The following is a 23,969-nucleotide window of genomic DNA, read 5'->3' as shown; positions in this document are numbered from 1 at the left end:
CGCGATCGTCGCCGCCCATTACCCTGCACTCATCCGATGATCGACCATGAGGAGCCGTGATGCGTGTCGCCCTGTTCCTGACCTGCGTCAACGACACGCTCTACCCGGACACCGGCCGCGCGGTGGTGAAACTGCTGACCAGGCTGGGCGTCGAGGTCGACTTCCCGATGGCCCAGACGTGCTGCGGACAGGCGCACTACAACACCGGCTACCGGCATGAGGCGGAGCCACTCGCCCGTCATTTCTCCGATGTCTTCCGGGAGTACGAGGCGATCGTGACGCCGTCCGGGTCGTGCGGGGCGATGGTGCGGGAGCTCTATCCGCGGATGGGAGAGCGGGCGCTCGCCGAGGGGCGTGGGGGCACCCTCGCCGCCACGCTGGCCCCGGTGGTGCCGAAGACGTACGAACTGACCGAGTTCCTGGTGGACGTGCTGGGGGTGACGGACGTCGGGGCGTACTACCCGCACAGGGTGACCTACCACCCGACCTGCCACGGGCTGCGGAGCCTGGGGCTCGGCGACCGCCCCCTGCGGCTGTTGCGGGCTGTGAAGGGGCTGGAGCTGGCGGAGCTCCCGGGCGCCGAGGAATGCTGCGGCTTCGGCGGGACCTTCGCGCTGAAGAACGCCGACGTCTCGGCGGCGATGGGCGCGGACAAGGTGCACAGCGCCGAGTCGACGGGAGCGGAGGTGCTGTGCGCGGCCGACAACTCCTGTCTGATGCACATCGGCGGGACGATGACCCGCCTGCGGACGGGCATGCGGCCGGTGCACATCGCGCAGATCCTGGCGAGCACGGAGGAGGAGCCGGCGGCATGAGCGGCACGTTCGTAGGAATGCCTGTGTTTCCCCCATCCGCCCACCCGGCGTTTCCGAAGGCCGCGCACGACGCCGTCAACGACCGGACCCTGCGCGGCAATCTGCGCCACGCCACGCACACCATCCGCGCCAAGCGGGCCAAGGCCGTCGCGGAGGTGTCCGACTGGGCCGCGCTGCGGGAGGCGGGCAAGCGGATCAAGGACCACACGCTCCGTCATCTCGACCGGTATCTGGTCCAGTTGGAGGAGTCGGTCACGGCGGCGGGCGGCATCGTGCACTGGGCCGCCGACGCGGACGAGGCGAACCGGATCGTGGCTCACCTCGTGAAGATGACGGGCGAGTCGGAGGTCGTCAAGGTCAAGTCGATGGCCACGCAGGAGATCGGACTCAACGAGGCACTCCTCGAAGAGGGCATCCATGCCTACGAGACCGATCTCGCCGAGCTGATCGTGCAGTTGGGCAAGGACCGGCCCTCGCACATCCTGGTCCCGGCGATCCACCGCAACCGGGGTGAGATCCGGGACATCTTCCGTGCGGAGATGGGCGAGTGGGGCCGTCCGGCCCCGGACGGTCTGACCGACACGCCCGCCGAACTCGCCGAGGCCGCGCGCCTGCATCTGCGGGAGAAGTTCCTGCGCGCCAAGGTCGGCATCTCGGGCGCCAACTTCATGGTCGCCGAGACCGGCACGCTCGTGGTCGTCGAATCCGAGGGCAACGGGCGGATGTGCCTGACCCTTCCGGAGACGCTGATCTCGGTCGTCGGCATCGAGAAGATCGTGCCGACCTGGCGCGACCTTGAGGTCTTCCTGCAGACGCTCCCCCGCTCCTCGACGGCCGAGCGCATGAACCCGTACACGAGCACATGGACGGGGACGACGGACTCCGAGACGGCCGACGGCCCGCAGACCTTCCACCTGGTCCTGCTCGACAACGGCCGCACCGACACCCTCGCCGACGAGGTCGGCCGCCAGGCGCTGCGCTGCATCCGCTGCTCGGCGTGTCTCAACGTGTGCCCCGTGTACGAGCGGGCGGGCGGGCACGCGTACGGCTCGGTCTACCCCGGCCCCATCGGCGCCATCCTCAGCCCCCAACTCCGGGGCACGCAGAGCGAGATCGACGCCTCGCTGCCGTACGCCTCCTCGCTCTGCGGGGCCTGCTACGAGGTGTGCCCGGTGGCCATCGACATCCCCGAGGTGCTGGTGCACCTGCGGGAGCGGGTCGTGGAGGGCGGTCCGGCGACGCGGCAGGGCAACAAGGTCGTGCTGCGACCGGCGAAGGGGCATGCCGCCGAACGGGCCGCCATGCGCGCGGCACGCTGGGCGTTCACCCACCCGGGAGCCCTGCGCACCGGCCAGCGCCTCGCCTCCCGCACCCGCCGTCTGCATCCCCGTACGCTGCCGGGCCCCGGCAAGGCGTGGAGCGCAACCCGCGATCTGCCCGCCGTGCCGGCGGAGCCGTTCCGGGACTGGTGGCAGCGGACCAACGGCGGCAAGGAGGGCGCGAAGTGAACAGCAGGGACCGGATCCTGGGCCGGGTGCGGCGCGCGCTCGCGGACGTGCGAGCGGACGACGACACGCCGTACGAGCAGGCGGTTACCCGGGACTACCTGCGGGAGCACGGCGAGCGGACCGTCGAGCGGACGGCGGACCTGCTGGCCGAGAACCTGTCGGACTACCGGGCGGTCGTGCACCGCTGTACGGCCGGTGAACTCCCGTCGGTGATCGCCGGGTTGCTGGCCGGCCGGAAGGCGGCGTCGGTGCTCGTGCCGCCCGGGCTGGACGAGCGCTGGCTGTCGGCCACGGACGTCACGCGTGTCGCCGACCGGCCGGACAGCACCGCGCACGAGCTCGACCGGGTCGACAGCGTGGTCACGGCGTGCGCGGTGGCGATCGCCGAGACCGGCACCATCGTGCTGGACGGCGGCCCCGACCAGGGGCGCCGCCGGATCACCCTGGTCCCCGACCACCACATCTGCGTGGTCCGCGTACCCGAGCAGGTCGTCTCCTCCGTCCCGCAGGCCCTCGAACGCCTCGACCCCGTCCGCCCGTTGACCTGGATCTCCGGCCCGTCGGCGACCAGCGACATCGAGCTGGACCGGGTGGAGGGGGTGCACGGCCCGCGCACCCTGGAGGTCGTGCTCGTCTCCCGGGCCGGTGTCCCTTCGGACATTCAGAACGGGAGCCAGTAGGGGGTGTTGCCGTGTACACCCCTCGCTGTACGCGGCTGCGGCCTACCGCGTCCGGGAGTTCGGCCGGCAGCGGCCGTCGGGCGCGGCTCCGGACCAGGTGCTCGGCACGGTGAGCGTCGAGGGGCTGATCCTCACGGCGACGGCGTCCTGCTCGGCACCGTGGCCGCCCTGGCCGGCATCGTCCCGTTCACCATGGTCCGCACCGACGGCACGCTGCCCGGCCAGGCCTTCGGCATCCGGGCCGCGGTGACCGCGGTCGCGGCGGCGACGCCGGGGACGAGTCCGGGGACGGCCCGGCGGATGCTGCGGACTCCGGCGGCCGGTGCGGTGGCAACGGCGTGAGCGGAGGGAGACACGAAGGTGCGGCCGCTTCGGCGGAGCCGTCCCCTTCCGGCTTGCCCTACTTCACTCCCGCGGCATCCAGCAGCGTCGTCACCGTCGCCGTGGCCAGACCGTCGTCCAGGCGCTCCACCCGGGCGCCGACGCGGGCACTGGCGCCATCGAAGATCAGCATGAGCTGGCGGGCGAGCAGTTCGGGGTCGCGGGCGCCCCCGCGTTCGGCGAGGCTGCGGAAGGCCGTCTCCAGGCGCTCCTTGGCCGCGCGGGCGACCGCGGCGCCCGGGTGCTCCGGGTTCTTGAGCTCGACCAGTACCGCCAGGTACGGGCAGCCGTGGTAGCCGGGGTCCGCGGAGGCCTTCGCCAGGCGCTCGAAGACGTACAGGATCCGCTCGCGAGGCGTCACGGCGTCCGGGTCGGCGGGCTCGAACTGAGCCTCGTACCACGGCCGCCGCCGCTCCAGGCTCGCCGCCAGCACCTCGTCCTTGCTGTCGAAGAGCTGGTACATCGACCGCTTCGAGACGCCCGCCGCCCGGCACAGCGCCTCGACACCGATGGAGACGCCCTCGTCGTAGAAGAGCCGGGCGGCCGTGTCGAGCAGCCGGTCTCGGGGGGACGCCTTGTCCATGGTGGTCATACGGCGAGGTTACCGCGCCGGCGAAGGATGGGAAACCGATCGGTGTGCGCCGAGGATCACCATCGACACCGCGTGACAGAGGCGGTGAACAAGCGCTTAGATAGGAGACCGGACACCTGCTCCCCGACCCCGCCGGAGGCCCCGTTGTTCACTTCCGTCGACGACGTCTCCGCACGCCTCGCCGAGACCGGCTACCTCGCCTCGCCCGCGGTCGCCACGACCGTCTTCCTGGCCGCCCGGCTGGGCAAACCGCTGCTGGTGGAGGGTCCCGCGGGAGTCGGCAAGACTGAGCTCGCCAAGGCCGTCGCCCAGGTCGCGGACGCCCGGCTGGTACGCCTGCAGTGCTACGAGGGCGTCGACGAGTCCCGCGCGCTGTACGAGTGGAACCACGCCAAGCAGCTGCTGCGCATCAGCGCGGGCCGGGACGAGAGCTGGGACGAGACGCGCACGGACATCTTCAGCGAGGAGTTCCTGCTCCCGCGCCCGTTGCTGACCGCCATCCGCGGCGACGACCCCACCGTGCTGCTGATCGACGAGACCGACAAGGCCGACGTCGAGATGGAGGGGCTCCTCCTGGAGGTGCTCAGCGACTTCCAGGTGACCGTCCCCGAGCTGGGGACCATCACGGCCACGCAGCGCCCCTTCGTCGTGCTCACCTCCAACGCCGGCCGCGAGCTGTCCGAGGCCCTGCGGCGCCGCTGCCTCTTCCTGCACATCGGCTTCCCGGACGAGGAGCTGGAGCGGCGGATCGTCCGGCTGAAGGTGCCGGGCCTCGGCGAGGCGCTGGCCGCCTCCGTCGTTCGGGTGATCGGCGCGCTGCGCGCCATGGACCTGCGGAAGGTGCCGTCGGTCGCCGAGACGATCGACTGGGCGCGCACACTGCTGGCGCTGGGCGCCGACACCCTCGACGAGACGGTCGTACGCGACAGCCTGGGCGTGATCCTCAAGCACCAGGACGACATCCTCAAGGCGGCCGCCAAGCTGGACCTGGACAACCTGTGAGCACGCCGGCGGGTGTCGTCGAGCGGCTGACGGGCCTGGTCGGGGCGCTGCGCGCGCACGGCGTCCGGATCGGCACCGGCGAGACCGTGGACGCGGCCCACGCGGTGGAGGCGCTCGGGTTCGCCGACCGGGAACTGCTGCGGGAGGGCCTGGCGGCGACCCTGCTGCACGGGCCGGCCCAGCGGCCCGTCTTCGACCCGGTCTTCGACCTGTACTTCGCGCGGGGCGTCGGCGCGCCCGAGGCCGGGTCCGCGGACCGGGAGGAGCTGCGCGACCGCCTCGCCGCCGCGCTGGCCGCCGACGACCGGACCATGATGGCGCGGCTGGCCGCGGAGGCGGTCGACGGTCTGGGCGGATACGGGAGTTCCCCCGAGTCGGACGGCTGGTCGTCGTACCAGACCCTCGACCGGCTCCGCCCCCAGACGCTGCTGGCCCGGGTACGGGCGGACGTCCAGGGGCGGAACGGGGGCGACGGGTTCGCCGACCGGCTGCTCGACGACGAGATCCGGCGCCGTATCGACGCGTTCCGCGCGATGGTCGCGGCGGAGGCGCGGCGGCGGGTCGCCGAGCGGCGCGACCGGGACATGATCGCCCGGCGCGCGGTGCGGCCGACCGCCGACCGGGTGGACTTCCTGTTCGCCGGGCGCGACCAACTGACCGAACTGCGCAGGACCGTGCAGCCGCTCGCCCGGAAGCTGGCCACCCGGCTCGCCGCCCGGCGCCGCCGGGCCGCGCGCGGCACGATCGATCTGCGCCGCACCCTGCGCGGGTCGCTGTCGACGGGCGGCGTGCCGATACGGCCGGTGCTGCGCCGGCGCCGTCCCGTGCGGCCCGAGCTGGTGCTGCTGTGCGACGTCTCGGGCTCGGTGTCGGGCTTCTCCGACTTCACGATGCTGCTGGTGCAGGCGCTGCACGACCAGTTCAGCAAGGTGCGGGTGTTCGCCTTCGTCAACCGGATCGACGAGGTGACCGGCCTCATCGACCACGGCACGGCCGACCCGGAGGGCCTCGGCGCCCGCATCCGCGCGGAGGCCACGCTCACCGGCTGGCACGGCAGCAGCGACTACGGCGTGGCGCTGGGCGAGTTCGCGGAGCGGTACGGCGACGCGGTCGGCCCGCGCACGACCGTGTTCGTCCTCGGTGACGCCCGTACGAACATGAGCGACCCCAACCTGCCGGCCGTCCGCCGCATCGGGGAACGGGCCCGCCGCGTCTACTGGCTGAACCCGGAGCAGCGTTCCCAGTGGGGCACCGGCGACTCCGCCGCGCCCGCCTACGCGGACCTGGTCGAGATGCACGAGTGCCGCACGGCCCGGCAGCTCGGCGGCCTGATCGCGCGGCTGCTGCCGGTGTGAGGCGTCCGGCGCCGTCGTGTGATCGACTTGCGGCACCACCGCCCGCAGACGAGGACGTACGACATGACCCATCCGCCCGTGGAACTCGGCACCTTCCCCACCCCCCTGGAACCGGCGCCCCGGCTGGCCACCGCCATCGGGCTCGGCCCGGACGACCTGTGGATCAAGCGCGACGACCTGACCGGTCTCGGCGGGGGCGGCAACAAGATCCGCAAGCTGGAGTGGACCCTGGGCGCGGCGCTCGCGGAGGGGGCCGACACGCTGGTGACGACCGGCGCCCCGCAGAGCAACCACGCCCGGCTGACGGCGGCCGCCGGCGCGCGTCTGGGCCTCGACGTGGTGCTCGTGCTGCGCGGCCTGCAGAACGAGTCGCGGTCCGGGAACCTCGCGCTGGACGGGCTGTTCGGGGCGCGGCTGGCCTGGGCGGGTGAGGTCGACCGGGCGGGTCTGGACACGGTGGCGGCCGAAATCTGCGAGCGGCTGGGGAAGAACGGCTCCCGGCCGGCGCTCGTTCCGTTCGGCGGGTCCAGTGTGCTGGGCGCCCGCGGCTATGTGCGGTGCGGCGAGGAGCTGCGCGAACAGGTTCCGGACATGCGGACCGCGGTCGTCGCCCTCGGATCCGGTGGCACGATGGCCGGACTTGTCGCGTCGCTGGGGGCGGACGCGGTGCTGGGGGTCGACGTGGGTGCCCTGGCCGATCCGGCCGCCGCCGTCGGCGAGTTCGCGGCGCCGCTCACCACGGAGGCGGTCGTCCCGGACCGGCTGCGGGTGCGGCGCGACCAGGTGGGCGCCGGGTACGCGACGCTCACCGGTCCCGCGTCCGACGCGCTCCGGCTCGCCGCCCGCACCGAGGGACTGGTCCTCGACCCGGTCTACACCGGCCGGGCGCTGGCCGGTCTGACCGCCGCCGTCCGGGACGGTGACATCCGGCCGGGCGAGCGGACGGTGTTCGTGCACACCGGCGGGCTGCCCGGCTTCTTCGGGCACGCGGAGGCCGTCGCGTTCGCCGAGGAGGGGGTCGTCACCTACGAGCCCTGACGACACCCGGCCCCTTACACGCACCCGCGTTCCTCCACCCCCGGGATTACGGCACTTCCCCGATGCCCGGCCGCGGGACCTGCCCCTAACCTGCGAGTACACAGCTAGGGGGGAGACGGCATGAAAGCGGTCGTCCAGGACCGGTACGGTCCGCCGGACGTACTGGAGCTCAGGGACGTGGACAAGCCGGTGCCCGGCGACGACGAGGTGCTGGTGCGGGTGCGGGCCGCCGCGTTGAACGCGTACGACTGGCACCTGATGCGCGGCGACCCGTACGTGGCCCGGCTGGCGCTGGGCCCCCGCGCGCCCCGGGCCCGGATCCGGGGCCGGGACTTCGCGGGCGAGGTGGCGGCGGTCGGCCGGAACGTACGGGATCTCCAGCCGGGCGACGAGGTGTTCGGCGAGGTCGACGGAACGTTCGCGGAGTACGTGTGCGTCCCGGACGCCTGGGTGGAGCGCAAGCCCGCCACCCTCACCTTCGAACAGGCGGCGGCCCTGCCGCTGGCCGGGAACACCGCCCTGCGCGGACTGCGTGACGTGGCGGGGCTGCGGCCGGGGCAACAAGTGCTGGTCAACGGCGCCTCCGGCGGGGTCGGCACGTTCGCCGTGCAGATCGCGAGGACGCTCGGCGCGGAGGTGACCGGTGTGTGCGGCACGCGCAACGCCGAGCTGGTCCGCTCACTGGGCGCGGACCATGTCGTCGACTACACGCGGGAGGACTTCACGCGCGCCGGGCGGCGCTACGACGTCGTCCTCGACATGGTGGCCAACCGTGGGATCTCGGAGCTCCGGCGCGCCCTCACGCCCACCGGGACGCTCGTCCTGGGCGGCGGGGGCAGCCCGGGGCAGTTCCTCGGGGCTCCCGCGCTCATCCTCAAGGGACTCGTGCTCTCCCCCTTCGTCCGCCAGCGGCTGCGCCCGCTCATCGGCCCGGCGCCCAGCAAGGCGGTGCTGGCGGAGCTGAGGCGGCTGGCCGACTCCGGGAAGCTGGCCCCCGTCATCGACCGGACCTACACACTGGGCGAGGCCCCCGAGGCCATCCGGTACCTGGAAGAGGAGCACGCGCGCGGGAAGGTCGTCGTCACCGTCTGACCGGCCGGCCGACCATGACCGTGCCCCACCATGACCGTGCCCCGCGGCGACGAGCACCGCGGGGCAGGTCCGGAGCCGCTCAGGTCTCCGGAGCCGCTCAGGTCTCCGGAGCCCTCGCGTACTGCTGTGCCATGCCGCCCGCGAAGTCGTACACCACAACCTGTTCGTCACCCACGACCCAGGCGTCGTGGCCGGGCGGGCACACGAAGACGTCGCCGGGGCCGACCTCGGCCTCGGCGCCGTCGTCCATGCGCAGGAGCATCCGTCCCTGGACCACGTAGCCGTTGTGGTGGATCCGGCAGGTCTCGGTGCCCGCGATCGGGCCCACGGACTCCGACCAGCGCCAGCCCGGCTCGAAGGTGGCCACGGCGAAGTCCAGCCCGGTCAGATGGACGGTTTCGAGATGGCCGCGGGGGAAGTCGCGCCGCTCGTCCGGCTTGTCCACCGTCTTCACTTCCAACATCACGGTGTCCTCCCTTCCGGCCCCGTACTCCATCGTCTGCCTGCCGACCCGGCGCGGCAAGCATTGACATGCTCACGCTCATCGCTCCAGACTCGGCTAGCCGCGCACCGCACGCACCGCGGTGCCGGCCCGCGCGCCGCATGCCGACTGCCCGCGACTCGCGCCCAGTTCACCGGAAAACCCGCAACACCCCAGCATCCTGAGCCAGGAGATCCGAGAAGACAACGTTGTCAACGCCCCGAACGGAGCCCCCTCATGGCAACACCCCCCACCAGCACCTTCCCCGCCGGACCCCTGGGCGCCCGTCTGACCCGCCGGGCCCTGCTGCGCTCGGCGGCCGGGGCGGCGGCCGCCCTCGCCGCGCTCGGCGGCCCCGCGGCGGCATCGGCGGCCGCCGCGCCCGGACCGGCCGACCCCGCCCTCGCCGAGGACGTACGCCAGGAGTTCCTCACCTCCTGGACCGCCTACCGGCGGCTGACCTGGGGCCGCGACGAGCTGCGCCCGGTGTCCGGCACCGGCTCGGAGTTCTTCATCAGCGGGGTGCCGCTGGGGCTGACCGTCGTGGAGTCGCTGGACACGCTGTACCTCATGGAGCTGGACGGCGAACTCGACGCGGCCGTCTCCTGGATCGACGGGAACCTGGACTTCGACCGCAACGCGAGCGTGCACGTCTTCGAGACGATCATCCGGCTGGTCGGCGGCCTGCTCTCCGGCTACCACTGCACCGGCAGCTCCGTCCTGCTCACCAAGGCGCGCGACCTGGCCGACCGACTGCTGCCCGCGTTCACGTCGTCGCCGACCGGGGCGCCGTACCGGTACGTCAACCTGCGCACGGGTGCGGTCAGCGGCAGCCAGGTGCCGCTCGCCGAAGCCGGCAGCAACATCACCGAGCTGGGGTGGCTGTCCCAGCTGACCGGCGACCCGAAGTACTTCGACGCGGCGAAGAAAGCGCTGAAGGCACCGTACGACCGGCGCTCGTCGCTGAACCTGGTAGGGACGACGCTCGACGTCGAGAGCGGTGCCTGGACCGACGCGACCGCCCGGGTGGACCCGCCCGTGGACTCGTACTTCGAGTATCTGTGGGACGCCTACCAGTTCTTCGGTGACACGGAGATCCGCGGCTGGTACCAGACACTGACCTCGGCGGTCCTGCGACGGCTCGGGGAGACCTACGACGGGCGGCTTTGGTTCAGGTCCGCCGACATGAACAGTGGGGCGCCGGCCGGCCGGAGACAGTCCGAACTCACCGCGTTCTACGCGGGGTTGCTCGCCCAGGGCGGCAACCTGAGCGAGGGCGAGTCGTACCACTCCTCATGGGCGGCGGCGCTGGCGTCGTACCGGCTGCCGCCGGAGGGGATCGACTACACGACGCTCGGCGCGACCAGCAACCAGTACCAACTGCGGCCGGAGTACGCGGACTCCGCGCTGTTCCTGTGGCTGCTGACCGGCAAGGAGGTCTACCGGGACCGCGCCAAGTGGCTCTGGAACGCGCAGAAGTCCCACTGCAAGGTGCCGAACGGCTACACCGTCGTGTCGGACATGACGACGACCCCGACGACCAAGGGCGACCTGACGCCCGGCTACTGGTTCTCGGAGAACATGAAGTACTTCTACCTCCTGTGGTCCGGCGCGCCGCGCTTCGACTACACCACCAACTACCTGACCACCGAGGGCAATGTGCTGCGCGGCGCCAACCGGGTGGCGGCGCCCGCGCCGAGCGGCACCTTCCATCTGCTGAACCGGGCGACGGGACGGGCCATCGACGTGAGCGGGGCGGCGACCTCGAACGGCGCCGCGGTGATCGCGTGGTCCCCGCACTCCGGTGCCAACCAGCGGTGGATCGCCACGACTTCGGGCGGCTACACCAAGCTGACCAGCCTCAACAGCGGCAAGGTGCTGGAAGTGCCGCGTTCCTCCACCGCGGACGGCACGGCCCTGAACCAGTGGGAGCACAACGGCACCCCCACCCAGCAGTGGACGCTCCAGTCGGCGGGCGGCGGCCACCAGCGCCTCGTCAACCGCAACAGCGGCAAGGCCCTGGACGTCGACGGCACGGGCGACGGCGCGGCGGTGGTGCAGCGGGCGCCGAGCGACTCGGCCTCACAGCAGTGGCAGCTGGTGACGTCCTGAGGAAGACCGGCGACCGCGGCGGCGGTGCCGGTCAGCTCGGGACGGCATTCCAAGCGGCCGGCTCGCCGGAGCGGGCGGCGCCCGCGGCGCGGCCTACGGCGAACACCGCGTACACGTAGGCGAGATCGACGACGAGGCAGCCGATGTAGAGGTAGTACATCAGGGCGTTGTCGTAGCGCGGATCCCCGTCGGGGTCGGTGAGCATCGTCAGCGAGGCGCAGGCCGTTCCGAGGAGTTTGGTCACCGCGATGCCGAGTGACTGGCCGCGTGTCCCCCGGCGGGCGGCCAGCATCGCCAGGAACATCCCGGACATGGCCAGGTTGCTGCCGAACGCGGTGAGGGCGCCGGCGCCCTCGTCGAACCGCTCCGAGGCGTAGTTCATGCCCGGATAGGCGAGGAGCAGCAGTGCGGCCAGCGCGGGCAGGAACAACCGGTCGGGCAGGTAGGGGAACTCGGCCCGGCCGAAGCGGACGATCGTGTAGCCGATGGCCACGTCGAAGAAGAACCACACGATGTTGATGACGTGCCCGAGACCGGACGGCGGCCGCACGAAGGCGAACATGAACTCCCAGCTGAAGTTGGTGGCGAACGCGACGACCGGCATCCCGAACGTCCGCTCCCGCACCCCGGTACGGATCAGCAGCACGTAGGCGACGGTCCAGAAGAGGCCCGTCCCGAGGAGTAACGCCGTGTGTACCGCAGGCATGAATGCCCTCCGCAAGCCGTCGGTGTCCGAGTCGCGCCGGAGACTACTCTGGCACGGTGCCCCTCACGAATGCTTTTTCGATCGCTGTGGACGAGATCGAGGACCCGCCCCTGAGACCGCTTCCGCGAAGGGCCGCCGAGCTGCTTCAGCGACTTGATGCCCCGCCCCGGCTGGTCGCCCACCTCCGGGCGGTGCACGATGTCGCGGCGCGGCTCGTCGACTGGGTCGAAGAGCGCTGCCCGGCGCTGGACTTCGACCGGGAGGCGGTGCTCTTCGGGGCCGCCACGCATGATGTCGGCAAGACGCTGCATCCCGACGAGCTCTCCGGTCCCGGTTCGCGGCACGAGGAGGCCGGACGCGAACTCCTGCTGGCCCACGGCGTGGAGGCCCGGCTGGCCCGGTTCGCCGGTACGCACGCGTCCTGGGGCACACCGGGAGCCGGCCTGGAGGACCTGCTGGTGAGCCTCGCCGACAAGGTCTGGAAGAACAAGCGCGTCCCCGACCTGGAGGACCTGGTCGTGAACCGGCTCGCCCGGGCCGAAGGGCGCCCCGTCTGGGAGGAGTTCATGCTGCTGGACGAGTACCTCACGGGCATCGGCGAGGGCGCCGACCGTAGGCTGGCCTACCAGATGTCCCACCGTTCCTAGAGACTGAGCGGGAGTGAGTCCTGGTGCCAGGACTGCTGCTCAGCCGCGTGTCCCGAACGGTGTTGGGCACGCTGGTCGCCCGCTTTCGCTCCACTGCCGGGCGGCACGCATCTGGTGCGTGGTCCGGGAATGCGGGGGCGGGGTCCCTCGCGCCCCGGGGTACCTGGTCGGGCCTGGGCGGTCCGATGCCCGTTTCCATCGCTCTGGTGGGTACGGGGCGGTGCCGTCCGACGCCGGATCGGGTGCCCGAGGGCGCGTCGTCCGATGGCCACGGCCGCAGCGTCGTGGCGCGTGGTCTGTCGGGTCGTGGTGGTGAGGGGCTGCTGCCAGTGCTGGGCGCCCCACCGGGAGGTGTAGGCCGGGTCGACCGCGACGAGCGCAAGGTCCTGTTCCGCGGCCATCGCCGTCAGCCGGGCCTTCAGCTTGGCGGTGGGGAAGCGGGAGATCAGACGGCGGAAACGCTTGTTGCGCCCGAAGTGTTCGCGTGTCCTGCCGTCGGTGAAGTCGAGGTCCTCGATCGCTACCGCCGCGGCCCCGCATCGGCGGGTGTGGTGCAGCAGCCGGGTCAGTGCGTGGCGGATCTGGGCGTCCCGGTGCCGGGTGGTGCCGGACAGGTCGTAGAAGAAGCGCCGGGGCTCGCCGACAGGATTGCCGTGGATGTCCAGCTGCCAGGCGGCCAGGTGATCGTCGTTCATGTCCACCGCGACCACACCCCGGGCCAGGGCCGCCTTGAGCGGCAGCACCGGAACGGGGGCGCCCTGCCAGGATGCGGTGACGTACCAGCGGCCGCGCTCGGTGTCGTGGTGGATGCGATAGGCGACCGCCCGATTGGCGGTGATCCGGTCCGCCCACTCCTCGCCCCGGTGCTGGAACTCCGCGGTCGCCTCCAGCACATACCGGCCGTGCGGGGCGTTGGCCAGGCGGGCGAGCGCGGCGGGGAGTTTGATGGAGACCTGTCCGGTGTCGGTGATGCGGATGGGCTCGTTGCCGAAGCGTTTGCCGGACTCTCCGTCGGCGGCCAGGAACATCCGTGCCGCCCGCCACCGCTCCCGCCAGGCCTGCCCGGTGAGCCGGGCCTCGTCCAGGTGGTGGCGAAGCCGCGCGAGCTGTTTGCCGCCGCGCACCACGTGCACCCGGCCCGCCGCCCAGTCCTCCTCCAGCCCCGCCAGCCGGTTTTTGAGGGCGTGCAGGCGGCGGGACTTGGCATGCCACTCCGCCCGCGAGCCATAACCACGCGGCAGCCCCGCCCGCTTGTCGGCCTTGGCGCCCAGCGGCCGGGCCAGCCGCGCCTCGACCCTTGCGATCTGCCCGCGCAGCCAAACCATCTCGGCCGCCTGACCGCGCCGGGCCAGCGCCCACTGGTCGTGTGTGGCCTTGGTGATACTGCCCGCCCACCGCGCCGAGGAGCCTGGGGTCAGTCCCCTCTTCCGTGCCGCCCACGAGGCCGCGTCGTGGGCCAGTCCCTGACGGGACCGCTGCGCGAGATCACCGGCGGCCAGCGAACCGAGAAACGCGCCGACCTCACCGAGCACCGCCGCATCCGTCTGCGACACCCGCAGCCGGGCCCGGACCGCCACCCCACCGGTGCGGGCACCACGAACGGGTCCGCCACCTCCCGCAGCCCGCCCACCCCACACCCCCAACCGGCGCCAAAGATCCCGTCACGGCAACCAACCAGCCCCGCCCGCAAAGGTCACGCATTCGGAACACAAACTCCCGTTCGCTCCCGTGAAAATCCTGTGCACGCGCATCGGCACCAGCAGACGGTCATCACTCATACTCGCTACAGCACACTTGAGTTCGGTTGAGCGGCAGCAGTTCCGAACCCCGTACGACGAAGGTGACGATGCACGCGATATCCCTGGGCGACGACAGCGCCGAGCTGGGCCCCCTCGAACCATGGCAGGCCGGGGAGTTCCTGGCCCATGTGGACCGGGGCCGCGAGTTCATCGGGCGGTTCAACGGGCTGCCGGACGTCGTCACCGACCTGGAGTCGAGCCGGGCGTTCCTGCAGTCGTACGCGCAGAGGGCCGCGGCCGACACGGGCCGGATCCGCGGGATCCGGGTGGACGGCGGGCTGGTCGGCGCGGTCGTCCTGCGCCGGCTGGACCTCGGCCAGGGCATCGCCGAGGCGGGCTGCTGGCTGGAGCCGGCGGCGGTCGGCCGGGGTCTGGTGACCCGTTCCGCGCGCGTGCTCATCGACTGGGCGGTCCGGGAGCGCGGCATCCACCGTGTCGAGTGGTGGGTCTGCCCGGAGAACGAGCCCAGCATCGCCGTGGCCCGTCGGCTCGGGATGAGCAAGGACGGTGTGCTGCGCGAGAGTTACCTCTATCGGGGGAAGCGGCACGACGAGGAGATCTGGTCGGTGACGGCACCGGAGTGGATCCGGGGCAGCACCGCCGGCTGACCGGGCGGGCGGGCGAACACGGTCGCCTCTACCAGGAACGCGCGGTGTGCAGCAAGCAGTCGCGGACGCGGGCCACGTCGGGGTTCTCGGGACGGCCGGGGCGCTGGACCAGGAAGGCCGTGTTGATCGGCGGGTCCTCGGGCTCGTGGAGCGGCACGAGGGCGCCGGAGGCCAGCTGGTCGGCGCAGAGGTAGCGGGGCAGCACGGTGAAGCCCGCGCCGGCGGTCACCGCCGCCAGGACCCCGCGCAGGTCGGGCACGGTCACCGCGGCGGGGCAGGAGAGTCGCCGGCCGAAGACGTGGCGCCAGTAGCGGCGGGCGATCGGGAGGTCCTCGGCGTACGTGACCAGTGGCGCGGAGTGCAGCACGACGGGGCCCTCGACAGCCAGCGGTTCCCTCAGCCGCTCGGCCCACACGGGGGCGGCGACCAGCACGAACTCCTCGTCACCGAGCGGGACCGCGCTCAGCGTGCGGCCGCGCGGGCGGGCCGTGGCGACCACCAGATCGTGACGGCCCGCCCGCAGTTCGTCCAGCAGCGGTTCGGTCAGCCCCGTCGCCACGCGCAGCCGTACGCCCTCCGCCACCAGCGGTGCCAGGGCGGGCAGCGCGCTGGTGCACAGGAACTCGGCGGGGCCGGCCAGGTGGACCGGCTCGGCCCGGCCGCCCGGCAACGGGTGCGGGCCCGCCACGGCCGCGAGTTCGTCGAGCGGTGCGGCGACCCGCGCCGCCAGCTCGTCGGCGACGGCCGTCGGCGCGACACCCCGCGGCAGCCGCTCGAACAGCTCGCGTCCGGCCTGCCGCTCCAGCGTGCGCATCTGGGTCGTCACCGTCGGCTGGGACAGCCCCAGCAGCTGCCCGGCGCCCGTGAAGGAGCCCGACCGGTACACGGCCAGGAAGGTACGCAGCAGGTTCAGGTCGAGGGATGAGCTGTCCACCCGTCCGAGTATGCTCCGCGTCCCATAGAAATCCCAATGCCCGATGACGGGATCCCCACTGGTTGCCTATGTCACCTCCTGTGCCGGGGCTCTTCGACCGCACCGGCCGCCCGAGTGACCGGTTTCAGCGCAGCGTCCAGATCCCGGTCGTGACGACGTAGAAGACGACGGCCCAGAACGCCATCACCACGGCCACGATGCCCAGGCCGATGCCGTTGGTCTTCGCCGCCGGCTCATCCGGTGGCGGCCGCAGCCACCGCTTGAGCAGCGGGTTCACGTAATAGGGCATCGTGACGAAGCTCATGACGAAGCTCGACACGAGATTGCTCAGCAGCAGGCCGAGCCAGAGCGGCAGCCCCAGCGGCTTGAAAGCGAGGGTCAGCAGCACCACAGTGGGGTACAGACCGACCCAGACCGCGACGGACGTCTTGGTCTCCGAGGGCGGCGGCGTCTCCTTGCCGTTCTCCTCGAACGCGAACCAGCTCCCGAACGAGTTGTCGATCGTGCGCATCCTGAAGTCGTTGAACCTCTCGCCCTCGGCGAGAACCTCCTGCCGCTTTTTCGACGTCAGCCAGGCATCCAGGTGTTCCGCGCTGTCGTACCGGTACAGCGTGGTCCATTCGTCCTGAAGTCCCTCGATCGGGCGGAAGAGCTCGGTTCCGCAGAACCCCTCGAACTTGCTCTCCTCCTCGGTCATGTGGCGCTGCCAGTCGAGAAAGCCGCCGACGTGGTCCGGATGGACACGGTGGGTGACGACAACGGTCACCAGCGGATCCACCGTCCGCGTGCCGCCCCCGAGCACCTGCTGCGTGGCGGGGCCGTCGAAGTACTTGCTGCCGACATCGAGATGGCGCTGCCTGGTCGCGCTGTTGATCCACGTCTGCAGATGGGGTATCGAGTCGAACCGGTACACGATGACCCATTCGGATTGCAGGGCGGTCGGCGGGGAGATCTCGGCACCGAGATACCCGGCGTAGTCGGCGGCGGCCGAGTTGACGCCCTCCTGCCACGTCTTGAACTCGCGCTCCAGCCCCGGCAGAACCTTCTGACCGATGACGGCCGTAGCGGCGGCATCCTCGCCTTTTCCGGTCTTTTCAGTCTTTCCGGTGTTCATTGCTCAGGCCATCGGAACCGACTGGATCTGGCCGAGCCGACTGTAGATACGTTCCGGCGTCAGGGGGAGCGCTCGGTAGCGGACGCCCGTGGCGTCGTGGAGGGCGTTCGCCAGCGCCGGAGCCACCGGGTTGATGCAGCATTCCGCCATACCCTTCGACCGCATGGGCCCGACGGAGTCCGTCGATTCCACCAGGAGTACCTCGGTACGAGGAACGTCGGCGTAGGTGGGAATACGGTAGTTGCGGAAGTTCGGATTGACCATGACACCGTCGTCGTCGACATGGTGGTTCTCGGTCAGCACGAAGCCGATTCCCTGGGCGACACCACCTTCCACCTGCCCCCGGACCTGCGCGGGGTTGATGACTTCGCCGGCGTCGGCCGCCTGGACGCTGTAAAGGATGCGGATCTCGCCCGTCGCCGGATGAACGGCGATGCGGAAACCGTGCGCGTTGGAGGTGACGCTGCGCGGGGAGCCGTACGCCTTGCGGGCGGCGGTGAAGCGGATTCCGCGCGCTCGGGCAAGTGCGACGAGCTCGGCCAGGGACACACGCCGGTCGCCGCAGACGACGCCGTCGTCGTCCATCGAGCACATCACGAGATGGACGCCCGTGTGCGCGGCGGCGAACTCCAGGATGCGGTCGCGCACGGCGTTGGCCGCGCGGAGTACCGCGTTGCCGGACACGAAGAGTCCCGCGCTCGCGAACGCTCCGGTGTCGAATCCCGTGCGGTCGGTGTCGGACTGCACCAGGCGGATCCGCGACGGCGTCGTGCCCAGCTGGTTGGCCGCGATCTGGACATGGGCGGTCGACGTCCCCTCGCCGAACTCGACCGTTCCGACGGCCAGTTCGTAGACGAGGTCGTCGCCGAGGGTGACCCAGGCCTCCGAGATGTGTTCGGTCGGGGGCGCCGTCTCGTGCAGCGAACTCGCGACGCCCACCCCGACGAGCCACCCGGGGCCGGGTGCCGGCTGATGGGCCGTACGAGCCAGCGCGTCCCCCACCAGATCGATGCACTTCGCGATCGCGTCCTCGGTGAAGAACACGTCGTCGGGGCCGTCGTGCAGGGCGACGAGTGGCTCACCCGGTCGCACGACATTGCGTCGCCGCAGTTCGAGCGGATCGATGTGCAGGGCGCGGGCCAGTTCGTCCATCGCCGATTCCACGGCGAACGCCGGCTGCGTCATCCCGTAACCGCGCAGCGCCCCGCTGGGAACGGTGTTCGTGTAGACGGAGTACGCGTCGTACTTCTTGTTCGGGCAGCGGTAGATCATGACGGCCGCGCCACCCGCGTACAGTGTTTCGCCGCCGTGGTTGCCGTAGGCGCCGGTGTTCGACACATTGCGGACCTGGAACGCCGTGAGCGTGCCGTCCGCCTTCGCCCCGAGCCTGACCGTCAACGTCATCGGATGCCGTGGCGAGGCGGTGGTGAACTCCTCCTCCCGGGTGTACTCGAAGCACACGGGCCGCCCGGTGCCCAGGGTGGCGAGCGCGACCAGGTCCTCCGTGATCACTTCCTGTTTGCCACCGAAACCGCCGCCGACGCGCTTGCAGAACACGCGGAGTTGGTCCGGGCGCAGCGCGAACAGATGGGCGAGTTTGACCTTCGCGATCGACGGCGACTGCGAGCTGGTTCGGACGTTCAGCCGGCCGTCCTGCATCCAGGCGATCGAGCCGTGGGTCTCGAGATGCGCATGCTGCACCCGCGGCGAGTGGTAGGTGCCTTCGTGGATGACGTCGGCCTGGGCGAACCCCGCCTCGACGTCCCCGATGTGCGCATGGAGCTCGATCAGGACGTTGCGGACGGGGTCACGGATGAACGGATCGTGTGTGCCGTGCAGTTGTGGCGCCCCTTCGGCCATGGCCTCTTCGGGGTCGAACACCGCCGGCAGCGGCTCGTACTCGACGGCGACGCGTCGGCAGCCTTCTTCCGCCGCGCCGGCCGTGTCGGCCAGGACCGCGGCGACGCGCTGGCCGACGAAGCGGACCGTGTTGTCGAGGATGAAGGTGTCGTCCGGATCCACCAGGTGGTCGGTGTGAATCGCCGTGGTGAAACGCCTGCGCGGCACGTCTTCCCAGGTGTAGACCCGATGCACACCGGGCACCGCGAGTGCGGCGGTCTTGTCGATCGAGACGACGCGGGCGTGCGCGTGGGGTGAGTGCAGCACCTTGAGGTGAAGCATGCCCTCGATGTGGGTGTCCATCGTGAACTCGGCGCGGCCGGTCACCACGTCATCGGCCGCCGGCGCGCCGACGCTCGTCCCGACGGCCTTTCCCGGCGCGGCCGTCTCGATACCGGCGACGCCCCGCACGGCATCCTCGATCCCGCGATAGCCCGTGCAGCGGCACAGGTTTCCCTTCAACGCCCTTGGCAGGTCCTGTTTCTGGGCCTCGGTGAGCGTTGCCGCCGTCATGATCATCCCCGCGGTGCAGAAGCCGCACTGGAACCCCGGGGCGTCACGGAACCGGCGCTGCATCGGGTGCAGGTCGCCGGGTGATCCGAGGCCCTCGATCGTGGTCACCTCGTGGCCGTCCGCGCGGAACGCGGGGGTGATGCAGCTGTGCACCGGATCGCCGTCCAGCCACACCGTGCATGCGCCGCAATCGCCCGCGTCGCAGCCCTTCTTGACGCCGAAGTGGCCGAGCGAGCGCAGAAAGGTGCGCAGGCACTGGCCGGGGCGTGGTGTCTCGTCGAAGGACTGTCCATTGACGATGTAGGTCATGCCGGGCTCCCAGCCATGAGTTCGCGACGGATCTCTTCGGCGAAGTGCTTCGTCAGGTGGCACCGGTGGTCAGGGGTCCCGTTGGGGTCGGCGAACCAGATGTCGGCGGGGATGTCGTCGATGCTCTGCCGCAGGGTCCGGGCATCGGGCATGGTGTCGAAGGCGAGGCGCACCGGGCGTGTGGTGCCGGCCGTGACGGTGAGCAGCAGATCGCTCGTTCCCGGCGTCTGGGTGCCGATGAGGAACACCGTCGAACGGCCGAGACGGGTCAGTGTGAAACGGCGGTGCGCGGCGCGTTTCCGCAAGGCGCGCACCGGAATGTCGACACTCCGCAGGATTTCCCCGGGAGCGAGAATGTTCCGGTGGTCGCCGGTAACGAAGTCGAGGGCATCGACGACGCGCGCGGACCTGCCCGGACCCCACAGTACGTATTTGGCCTCGAGTGCGACGGTCAGGGTGATCATCGGGCCGGCCGGCAGAGACATGCAGATATTTCCGCCGACGGTCGCCGAATTCCAGACCTTGAACGAGGCCAGGAACGCCTCGCAGCTTTTCGCGATCAGGGAACCGGCGAGCCAGTCACGTGGCAGCGGGCAGGAATACAGGTCACGGATGGTGCATGTGGCACCGATTTCGAGGCCCGTGCTGCTCGGGACGAGGGGTTCCCAGCGCAGGGCTGTCAGATCGATCAGGCGGCGCAGGTCCGGCTGCTCGACGGAGAACAGCCACGTTCCGCCTGCGAGCCAGGCGTCGCCTTCGCGCCAGTCCGCGCCTGGCCGCTCGCTCGGTCGCCGGACGACTTCGGTGATGGTGTTGAGGTCCATGAAAACGCCTGCCGAACTGAAAACGCCAGCCGAACTGGATCGACCAGATGGGGCTGCGCATGTACGGTCCGAAATATTGGCATCAGTATCGGTGCGCGCGCCGAACAGCGGGGCAGTCACTTGTGACCGCTCGGATCGAACGCTCGATAAGGTTCCGGCGGGCGCGCGTACCTTTTTCAAGCGTATCTCAGAAACCATTGCCCGGCCGCGCCGGGCCAGGGCTTCGGCGTGCGGATATGAAGACGTTGAATGCGCAAGGAGGTCAGAAGAAGGTCAGACCGGGCCGGCTCAGCTGGACTCGCGCACGACCAGCCGGCACGGCACCGTGTGCACGCCCGGCTCGGGCTCGGTGTCGATGGCGTGGAGCAGGCGCAGGGCGGCGATCCTGCCGATCTCGGCCAGGTTCATGTCGATCGTGGTGAGCGGTGGCCGACAGGCGAGCGCCATGGTGTCCCAGTTGTCGTAGCCGACGACGGCGACGTCACCGGGGACGCTCCTGCCCCGTTCGCGCAGCGCGTCGGCCACACCCCGGGCGATCTGGTCGTTGCCGCAGAAGAAGGCGTCCGTGTCCGGCGCCGTACGCCGCACCGCGTCGGCGGCGCGCCGGCCCCACGCCTCGCTCCACTCCCCGAAGTGCACCCGGCCCGTGACGAGTTCCAGTCCCGCGCCCCGCAGGTGCTCGATGGCGTGCCGGGCGCGGTCGCGGGCCGCCTGGTGGTGCTCCGGGCCGGTGACGTGGGCGATACGGGTGCGGCCGGTGGCCAGCAGGTGCTCGACGGCCAGGTGGGCGCCGCCGCGGTCGTCGGTGACGACGGAGGTGTCGGCGGGGTCGGTGGACGGGGAGAGCGCGTAGACGACGGGGATCGACGGGTCGATGCCGGTCAGCGGCGGCCGGGGGTCCGTACGGCGGCCGGCGACGATGATGCCGTCCACCCGGCGGTCGGTGAGGTTGCGCAGATGATGCTGCTCACGGATCGCGTCGCCGCGGGTGTCGCACAGCAGGACCGAGATCTTCCCGGCACCGAGCGCGTCCTCGGCGCCGAGGAGCACCGGGGTGCTGAACCGGCCGATCCCGTCCGTCGTCATCAGGCCGACCGTCCAGCTGCGGCCGCTGTGCAGGCTCTGGGCATGCTGGTTGGGCCGGAATCCGAGCGCTTCCACCGCGTCCAGCACCCGTTGCCGGGTCTCGGGACGCATCCGGCCGCCGCCGTTCAGCGCCTTCGACGCCGTGCCCACACTGACGCCCGCCAGCGCGGCGACGTCGGCGAGCCTGGCCCGGCCGGTGGGGGGAGAGCCTGGAGCGGAGGTCACGGGCAAGCCTTTTCCTGGGTGATGACGACGGCTCACATCGTGGCAGCCGTCCGGCGGAAGTGCCAGAAGGTCGGGCAAGTTGAAAAACTTCTTGCAGCACGTCTTGACCGACCCGCCCCGCTCCCCTGTACTTCTCGGCGAGAAAACGGTTGCTCAAAACTGCTCCGCGACTGACTGTGACCCTTTCCCCGGACAACGTTCGACATTGCGAACAATGAACACTCCGAACGCCGTCACGCCACCCACCCGGAGAGCCATGCCCCGCACACGCTCCGCCCTGCCCTCCCCCACCGGCCCGGTCCGGCTCGGCCCGGACACCCACGCCGCGCTGCGCCCCGCGGCCGCCGGCATCGACGCGGGCTTCTGGCACGCCCGCCGCGCGACCAACGCCCGCGTCTCCATCCCCCAGGGACCGGGCCTGCTGGAGTCCGCCGGCAACCTGCACAACCTGCGGCTGGCGGCGGGCGCGGCGGAGGGCGGGTTCCGGGGCGCGTATCCGTTCGTGGACACGGACGTCTACAAGTGGCTGGAGGCGGCCGCCTGGCAGCTCGGCCAGGACGCCGACGAGTCACTGGCCACCGAGGTGGACCGCATCGTCTCCCTGGTCGCCGCCGCCCAGCAGGCCGACGGCTATCTCAACACCTGGTTCCAACTGGTCAAGGGCGGCGAACGCTACCGGGACCTGCGCTGGGGCCACGAGCTGTACTGCGCGGGCCACCTGATCCAGGCGGCCGTGGCCCACCATCGGGCCACCGGACGCGCCGAACTCCTGGACGTGGCCCGCGGGTTCGCCGATCACATCGACTCGGTCTTCGGCCTCCCCGCGAGCGGCCGCCCGATCGACGGCATCGACGGCCACCCCGAGGTGGAGACCGCCCTGGTCGAGCTGTACCGGGAGACCGGGGAGCGCCGCTACCTGGACCTGGCCGGCTACTTCGTCGACCGGCACGGCCATGGGCTGCTCGGCGGTGAGGCCTACTGCCAGGACCGCGTGCCGCTGCGCGAGGCGACCGACGTCGAGGGCCACGCCGTACGGCAGTTGTACCTGCTGGCGGCCGCGGCCGACCTGGCGGCGGAGACCGGGGACGCCGAACTGCGAGCAGCGGGCGAGCGGTTGTGGCACTCGATGACCACCGCCAAGACCCACCTGACCGGCGGCCTCGGCGCCCACCACGACCAGGAGGACTTCGGCGACCCGTACGAACTGCCCAACGAGCGCGCCTACTGCGAGACCTGCGCCGCCATCGCCTCCGTCCAGTGGAGCTGGCGCCTGGCCCTGCTCACCGGCGAGGCCCGCTACTCCGACCTGATCGAACGCACCCTCTACAACGGCTTCCTGGCGGGTGTCTCCCTGGACGGCGAGCGCTGGCTGTACGTCAACCCGCTCCAGGTCCGCGACGGACACACCGACTCCGGCGGCGACCAGTCGGCCCGCCGCACCCGCTGGTTCCGCTGCGCCTGCTGCCCGCCCAACGCGATGCGCCTGCTGGCGAGCCTGGAGCACTACCTGGCCTCCGGAGACGACCGGGGTCTGCAGATCCACCAGTACGTCACCGGTCGCTACGCCGCCGGCCCGGTCACCGTGCGCGCCGAGACCGACTACCCGTGGCACGGCACCGTCGCCCTCACGGTCGAGGAGACCCCGGCCGACCGCCCCTGGACGCTGTCCCTGCGCATCCCGCAGTGGGCACGGGAGTTCCGCGTGCGGTGCGGCACACGGACGTACGACCGGACCGATGCGCCCCTTTCCGACGGCTGGCTGCGCCTGGAGCGCACCTGGGCGCCCGGCGACCAGATCGTCCTCGAACTCGGCCTGGAGCCACGGCTGACCGCGGCCGACCCCCGGGTGGACGCCGTACGCGGCTGCGTGGCGATCGAACGCGGGCCGCTCGTCCACTGCCTGGAGCAGGTCGACCACCCCGGCGGCGGTCTGGACGACATCGTCCTGGACCCCACCCGTCCGCTGGCCGTGAAGCACCGCCCGGACCTGCTCGGCGGCATCACCACCGTGGTGGCCGCCGGCCGGCGCCGCAGCATCCCCGACCGGGGGTGGTGGCCGTACGCCGAGGTGGACGGAACACATCCCGAACCGGACGGCGAGCCCGTCGAGTTGACCGCCGTCCCGTACCACGCCTGGGCCAACCGCGAGGACGGCAGCATGCGCGTCTGGCTCCCCACCTCCTGACACCCCGCATCCCACACCCCACACTCCGCGCCCCACACCCCGCCCCACGACAGCGAGGTCACCC

At 71.3% G+C, this 23,969-nt stretch carries 20 protein-coding genes and 1 pseudogene; 12 read left to right on the top strand and 9 right to left on the bottom strand.

Annotated features, from left to right (window positions below; all coding sequences use genetic code 11):
• Nucleotides 1–59 precede the first annotated feature (59 nt).
• From ACIPSA_RS19385 to ACIPSA_RS19370, 4 genes and pseudogenes are all read left to right on the top strand, one after another.
• Nucleotides 60–815 (top strand): (Fe-S)-binding protein, encoded by a 756-nt coding sequence (locus ACIPSA_RS19385; RefSeq protein ID WP_402636187.1) that lies wholly within the window; start codon nucleotides 60–62, stop codon nucleotides 813–815.
• Nucleotides 812–2,323 (top strand): LutB/LldF family L-lactate oxidation iron-sulfur protein, encoded by a 1,512-nt coding sequence (locus ACIPSA_RS19380; RefSeq protein ID WP_402636185.1) that lies wholly within the window; start codon nucleotides 812–814, stop codon nucleotides 2,321–2,323. Before ACIPSA_RS19385 ends, ACIPSA_RS19380 begins: the two co-directional genes overlap by 4 nt.
• The gene (locus ACIPSA_RS19375) at nucleotides 2,320–3,003 is read left to right on the top strand and encodes a lactate utilization protein C (protein ID WP_402636182.1); all 684 of its coding nucleotides are present in this window, start codon (nucleotides 2,320–2,322) and stop codon (nucleotides 3,001–3,003) included. Before ACIPSA_RS19380 ends, ACIPSA_RS19375 begins: the two co-directional genes overlap by 4 nt.
• A 19-nt stretch (nucleotides 3,004–3,022) precedes the next feature.
• A pseudogene (locus ACIPSA_RS19370) lies at nucleotides 3,023–3,345 on the top strand (ABC transporter permease); the annotation flags it as partial.
• A 58-nt stretch (nucleotides 3,346–3,403) separates the two neighbouring features.
• On the opposite strand, the gene ACIPSA_RS19365 reads toward ACIPSA_RS19370, so the two are convergent.
• Nucleotides 3,404–3,976, bottom strand: coding sequence for a TetR/AcrR family transcriptional regulator (locus ACIPSA_RS19365; RefSeq protein WP_402636180.1), 573 nt, complete (start codon nucleotides 3,974–3,976; stop codon nucleotides 3,404–3,406).
• Between the two features lie 144 nt (nucleotides 3,977–4,120).
• On the opposite strand from ACIPSA_RS19365, the gene ACIPSA_RS19360 reads away from it, so the two are divergent.
• From ACIPSA_RS19360 to ACIPSA_RS19345, 4 genes are all read left to right on the top strand, one after another.
• Nucleotides 4,121–4,978, top strand: a complete 858-nt coding sequence (locus tag ACIPSA_RS19360; protein ID WP_402636177.1) for an AAA family ATPase — start codon at nucleotides 4,121–4,123, stop codon at nucleotides 4,976–4,978.
• Entirely contained in the window at nucleotides 4,975–6,333 is a 1,359-nt protein-coding gene (locus ACIPSA_RS19355) for a VWA domain-containing protein (protein ID WP_402636174.1), read from the top strand. The genes ACIPSA_RS19360 and ACIPSA_RS19355 overlap by 4 nt, the downstream gene beginning before the upstream one ends.
• 63 nt (nucleotides 6,334–6,396) lie before the next feature.
• Nucleotides 6,397–7,371, top strand: a complete 975-nt coding sequence (locus tag ACIPSA_RS19350; protein WP_402636170.1) for a D-cysteine desulfhydrase family protein — start codon at nucleotides 6,397–6,399, stop codon at nucleotides 7,369–7,371.
• Nucleotides 7,372–7,491: 120 nt separating this feature from the next.
• Nucleotides 7,492–8,463, top strand: a complete 972-nt coding sequence (locus tag ACIPSA_RS19345) for an NAD(P)-dependent alcohol dehydrogenase (RefSeq protein WP_402636167.1) — start codon at nucleotides 7,492–7,494, stop codon at nucleotides 8,461–8,463.
• A 97-nt stretch (nucleotides 8,464–8,560) separates the two neighbouring features.
• Here ACIPSA_RS19345 and ACIPSA_RS19340 read toward each other — a convergent pair whose 3' ends face one another.
• On the bottom strand, nucleotides 8,561–8,926 hold the full coding sequence (locus ACIPSA_RS19340; RefSeq protein WP_402636699.1) for a cupin domain-containing protein: 366 nt from the start codon (nucleotides 8,924–8,926) through the stop codon (nucleotides 8,561–8,563).
• Nucleotides 8,927–9,181: 255 nt separating this feature from the next.
• Between ACIPSA_RS19340 and ACIPSA_RS19335 the strand changes: the two genes are divergently transcribed.
• Nucleotides 9,182–11,056: a glycoside hydrolase family 47 protein gene (locus tag ACIPSA_RS19335; protein ID WP_402636164.1), complete on the top strand. Its 1,875-nt coding sequence runs from the start codon at nucleotides 9,182–9,184 to the stop codon at nucleotides 11,054–11,056.
• A 31-nt stretch (nucleotides 11,057–11,087) separates the two neighbouring features.
• Here the strand turns inward: ACIPSA_RS19335 and ACIPSA_RS19330 are convergent, their stop codons facing one another.
• Nucleotides 11,088–11,762: a hypothetical protein gene (locus ACIPSA_RS19330; RefSeq protein WP_402636161.1), complete on the bottom strand. Its 675-nt coding sequence runs from the start codon at nucleotides 11,760–11,762 to the stop codon at nucleotides 11,088–11,090.
• Nucleotides 11,763–11,818: 56 nt separating this feature from the next.
• Here ACIPSA_RS19330 and ACIPSA_RS19325 point away from each other — a divergent pair, with 56 nt between their 5' ends.
• Nucleotides 11,819–12,409, top strand: a complete 591-nt coding sequence (locus tag ACIPSA_RS19325; RefSeq protein ID WP_402636159.1) for an HD domain-containing protein — start codon at nucleotides 11,819–11,821, stop codon at nucleotides 12,407–12,409.
• On the opposite strand, the gene ACIPSA_RS19320 is transcribed toward ACIPSA_RS19325, so the two are convergent.
• Nucleotides 12,406–13,986 carry an IS200/IS605 family accessory protein TnpB-related protein gene (locus ACIPSA_RS19320; RefSeq protein ID WP_402636156.1) on the bottom strand — a complete coding sequence of 527 codons (1,581 nt, stop codon included), beginning with the start codon at nucleotides 13,984–13,986 and terminating at the stop codon, nucleotides 12,406–12,408. The genes ACIPSA_RS19325 and ACIPSA_RS19320 overlap by 4 nt on opposite strands.
• A gap of 269 nt (nucleotides 13,987–14,255) precedes the next feature.
• Between ACIPSA_RS19320 and ACIPSA_RS19315 the strand changes: the two genes are divergently transcribed.
• Entirely contained in the window at nucleotides 14,256–14,816 is a 561-nt protein-coding gene (locus tag ACIPSA_RS19315; protein WP_402636153.1) for a GNAT family N-acetyltransferase, read from the top strand.
• A gap of 28 nt (nucleotides 14,817–14,844) precedes the next feature.
• On the opposite strand, the gene ACIPSA_RS19310 is transcribed toward ACIPSA_RS19315, so the two are convergent.
• The 5 genes from ACIPSA_RS19310 to ACIPSA_RS19290 form a co-directional block, all read right to left on the bottom strand.
• Nucleotides 14,845–15,750 (bottom strand): LysR family transcriptional regulator, encoded by a 906-nt coding sequence (locus ACIPSA_RS19310; protein WP_402636150.1) that lies wholly within the window; start codon nucleotides 15,748–15,750, stop codon nucleotides 14,845–14,847.
• A 124-nt stretch (nucleotides 15,751–15,874) separates the two neighbouring features.
• Nucleotides 15,875–16,864, bottom strand: a complete 990-nt coding sequence (locus tag ACIPSA_RS19305) for an antibiotic biosynthesis monooxygenase (protein ID WP_402636147.1) — start codon at nucleotides 16,862–16,864, stop codon at nucleotides 15,875–15,877.
• A 3-nt stretch (nucleotides 16,865–16,867) separates the two neighbouring features.
• Complete coding sequence (locus tag ACIPSA_RS19300; RefSeq protein WP_402636144.1) at nucleotides 16,868–19,585, bottom strand: molybdopterin-dependent oxidoreductase; 2,718 nt, start codon at nucleotides 19,583–19,585, stop codon at nucleotides 16,868–16,870.
• Nucleotides 19,582–20,409, bottom strand: a complete 828-nt coding sequence (locus ACIPSA_RS19295; RefSeq protein WP_402636141.1) for an FAD binding domain-containing protein — start codon at nucleotides 20,407–20,409, stop codon at nucleotides 19,582–19,584. Before ACIPSA_RS19295 ends, ACIPSA_RS19300 begins: the two co-directional genes overlap by 4 nt.
• A 288-nt stretch (nucleotides 20,410–20,697) precedes the next feature.
• A complete protein-coding gene (locus ACIPSA_RS19290; protein WP_402636138.1) occupies nucleotides 20,698–21,720 on the bottom strand; it encodes a LacI family DNA-binding transcriptional regulator in 1,023 nt (340 codons plus the stop codon).
• 256 nt (nucleotides 21,721–21,976) lie between these two features.
• Here ACIPSA_RS19290 and ACIPSA_RS19285 point away from each other — a divergent pair, with 256 nt between their 5' ends.
• Nucleotides 21,977–23,905, top strand: coding sequence for a glycoside hydrolase family 127 protein (locus ACIPSA_RS19285; RefSeq protein WP_402636136.1), 1,929 nt, complete (start codon nucleotides 21,977–21,979; stop codon nucleotides 23,903–23,905).
• The last annotated feature ends 64 nt before the right edge of the window (nucleotides 23,906–23,969 follow it).

It is taken from the genome of Streptomyces sp. NPDC086549 (assembly GCF_044746205.1).
Taxonomy (GTDB): domain Bacteria; phylum Actinomycetota; class Actinomycetes; order Streptomycetales; family Streptomycetaceae; genus Streptomyces.
This window is presented reverse-complemented; position numbering and strand designations above follow the sequence as displayed.

Bases quoted from the DNA above. Each gene is read 5' to 3' on its own strand.
- ACIPSA_RS19365 (WP_402636180.1), bottom strand. From the start codon at position 3,976: ATGACCACCATGGACAAGGCGTCCCCCCGAGACCGGCTGCTCGACACG.
- ACIPSA_RS19380 (WP_402636185.1), top strand. From the start codon at position 812: ATGAGCGGCACGTTCGTAGGAATGCCTGTGTTTCCCCCATCCGCCCAC.
- ACIPSA_RS19350 (WP_402636170.1), top strand. From the start codon at position 6,397: ATGACCCATCCGCCCGTGGAACTCGGCACCTTCCCCACCCCCCTGGAA.
- ACIPSA_RS19315 (WP_402636153.1), top strand. From the start codon at position 14,256: ATGCACGCGATATCCCTGGGCGACGACAGCGCCGAGCTGGGCCCCCTC.
- ACIPSA_RS19300 (WP_402636144.1), bottom strand. From the start codon at position 19,585: ATGACCTACATCGTCAATGGACAGTCCTTCGACGAGACACCACGCCCC.
- ACIPSA_RS19305 (WP_402636147.1), bottom strand. From the start codon at position 16,864: ATGAACACCGGAAAGACTGAAAAGACCGGAAAAGGCGAGGATGCCGCC.
- ACIPSA_RS19340 (WP_402636699.1), bottom strand. From the start codon at position 8,926: ATGTTGGAAGTGAAGACGGTGGACAAGCCGGACGAGCGGCGCGACTTC.
- ACIPSA_RS19285 (WP_402636136.1), top strand. From the start codon at position 21,977: ATGCCCCGCACACGCTCCGCCCTGCCCTCCCCCACCGGCCCGGTCCGG.
- ACIPSA_RS19330 (WP_402636161.1), bottom strand. From the start codon at position 11,762: ATGCCTGCGGTACACACGGCGTTACTCCTCGGGACGGGCCTCTTCTGG.
- ACIPSA_RS19345 (WP_402636167.1), top strand. From the start codon at position 7,492: ATGAAAGCGGTCGTCCAGGACCGGTACGGTCCGCCGGACGTACTGGAG.
- ACIPSA_RS19295 (WP_402636141.1), bottom strand. From the start codon at position 20,409: ATGGACCTCAACACCATCACCGAAGTCGTCCGGCGACCGAGCGAGCGG.
- ACIPSA_RS19335 (WP_402636164.1), top strand. From the start codon at position 9,182: ATGGCAACACCCCCCACCAGCACCTTCCCCGCCGGACCCCTGGGCGCC.
- ACIPSA_RS19385 (WP_402636187.1), top strand. From the start codon at position 60: ATGCGTGTCGCCCTGTTCCTGACCTGCGTCAACGACACGCTCTACCCG.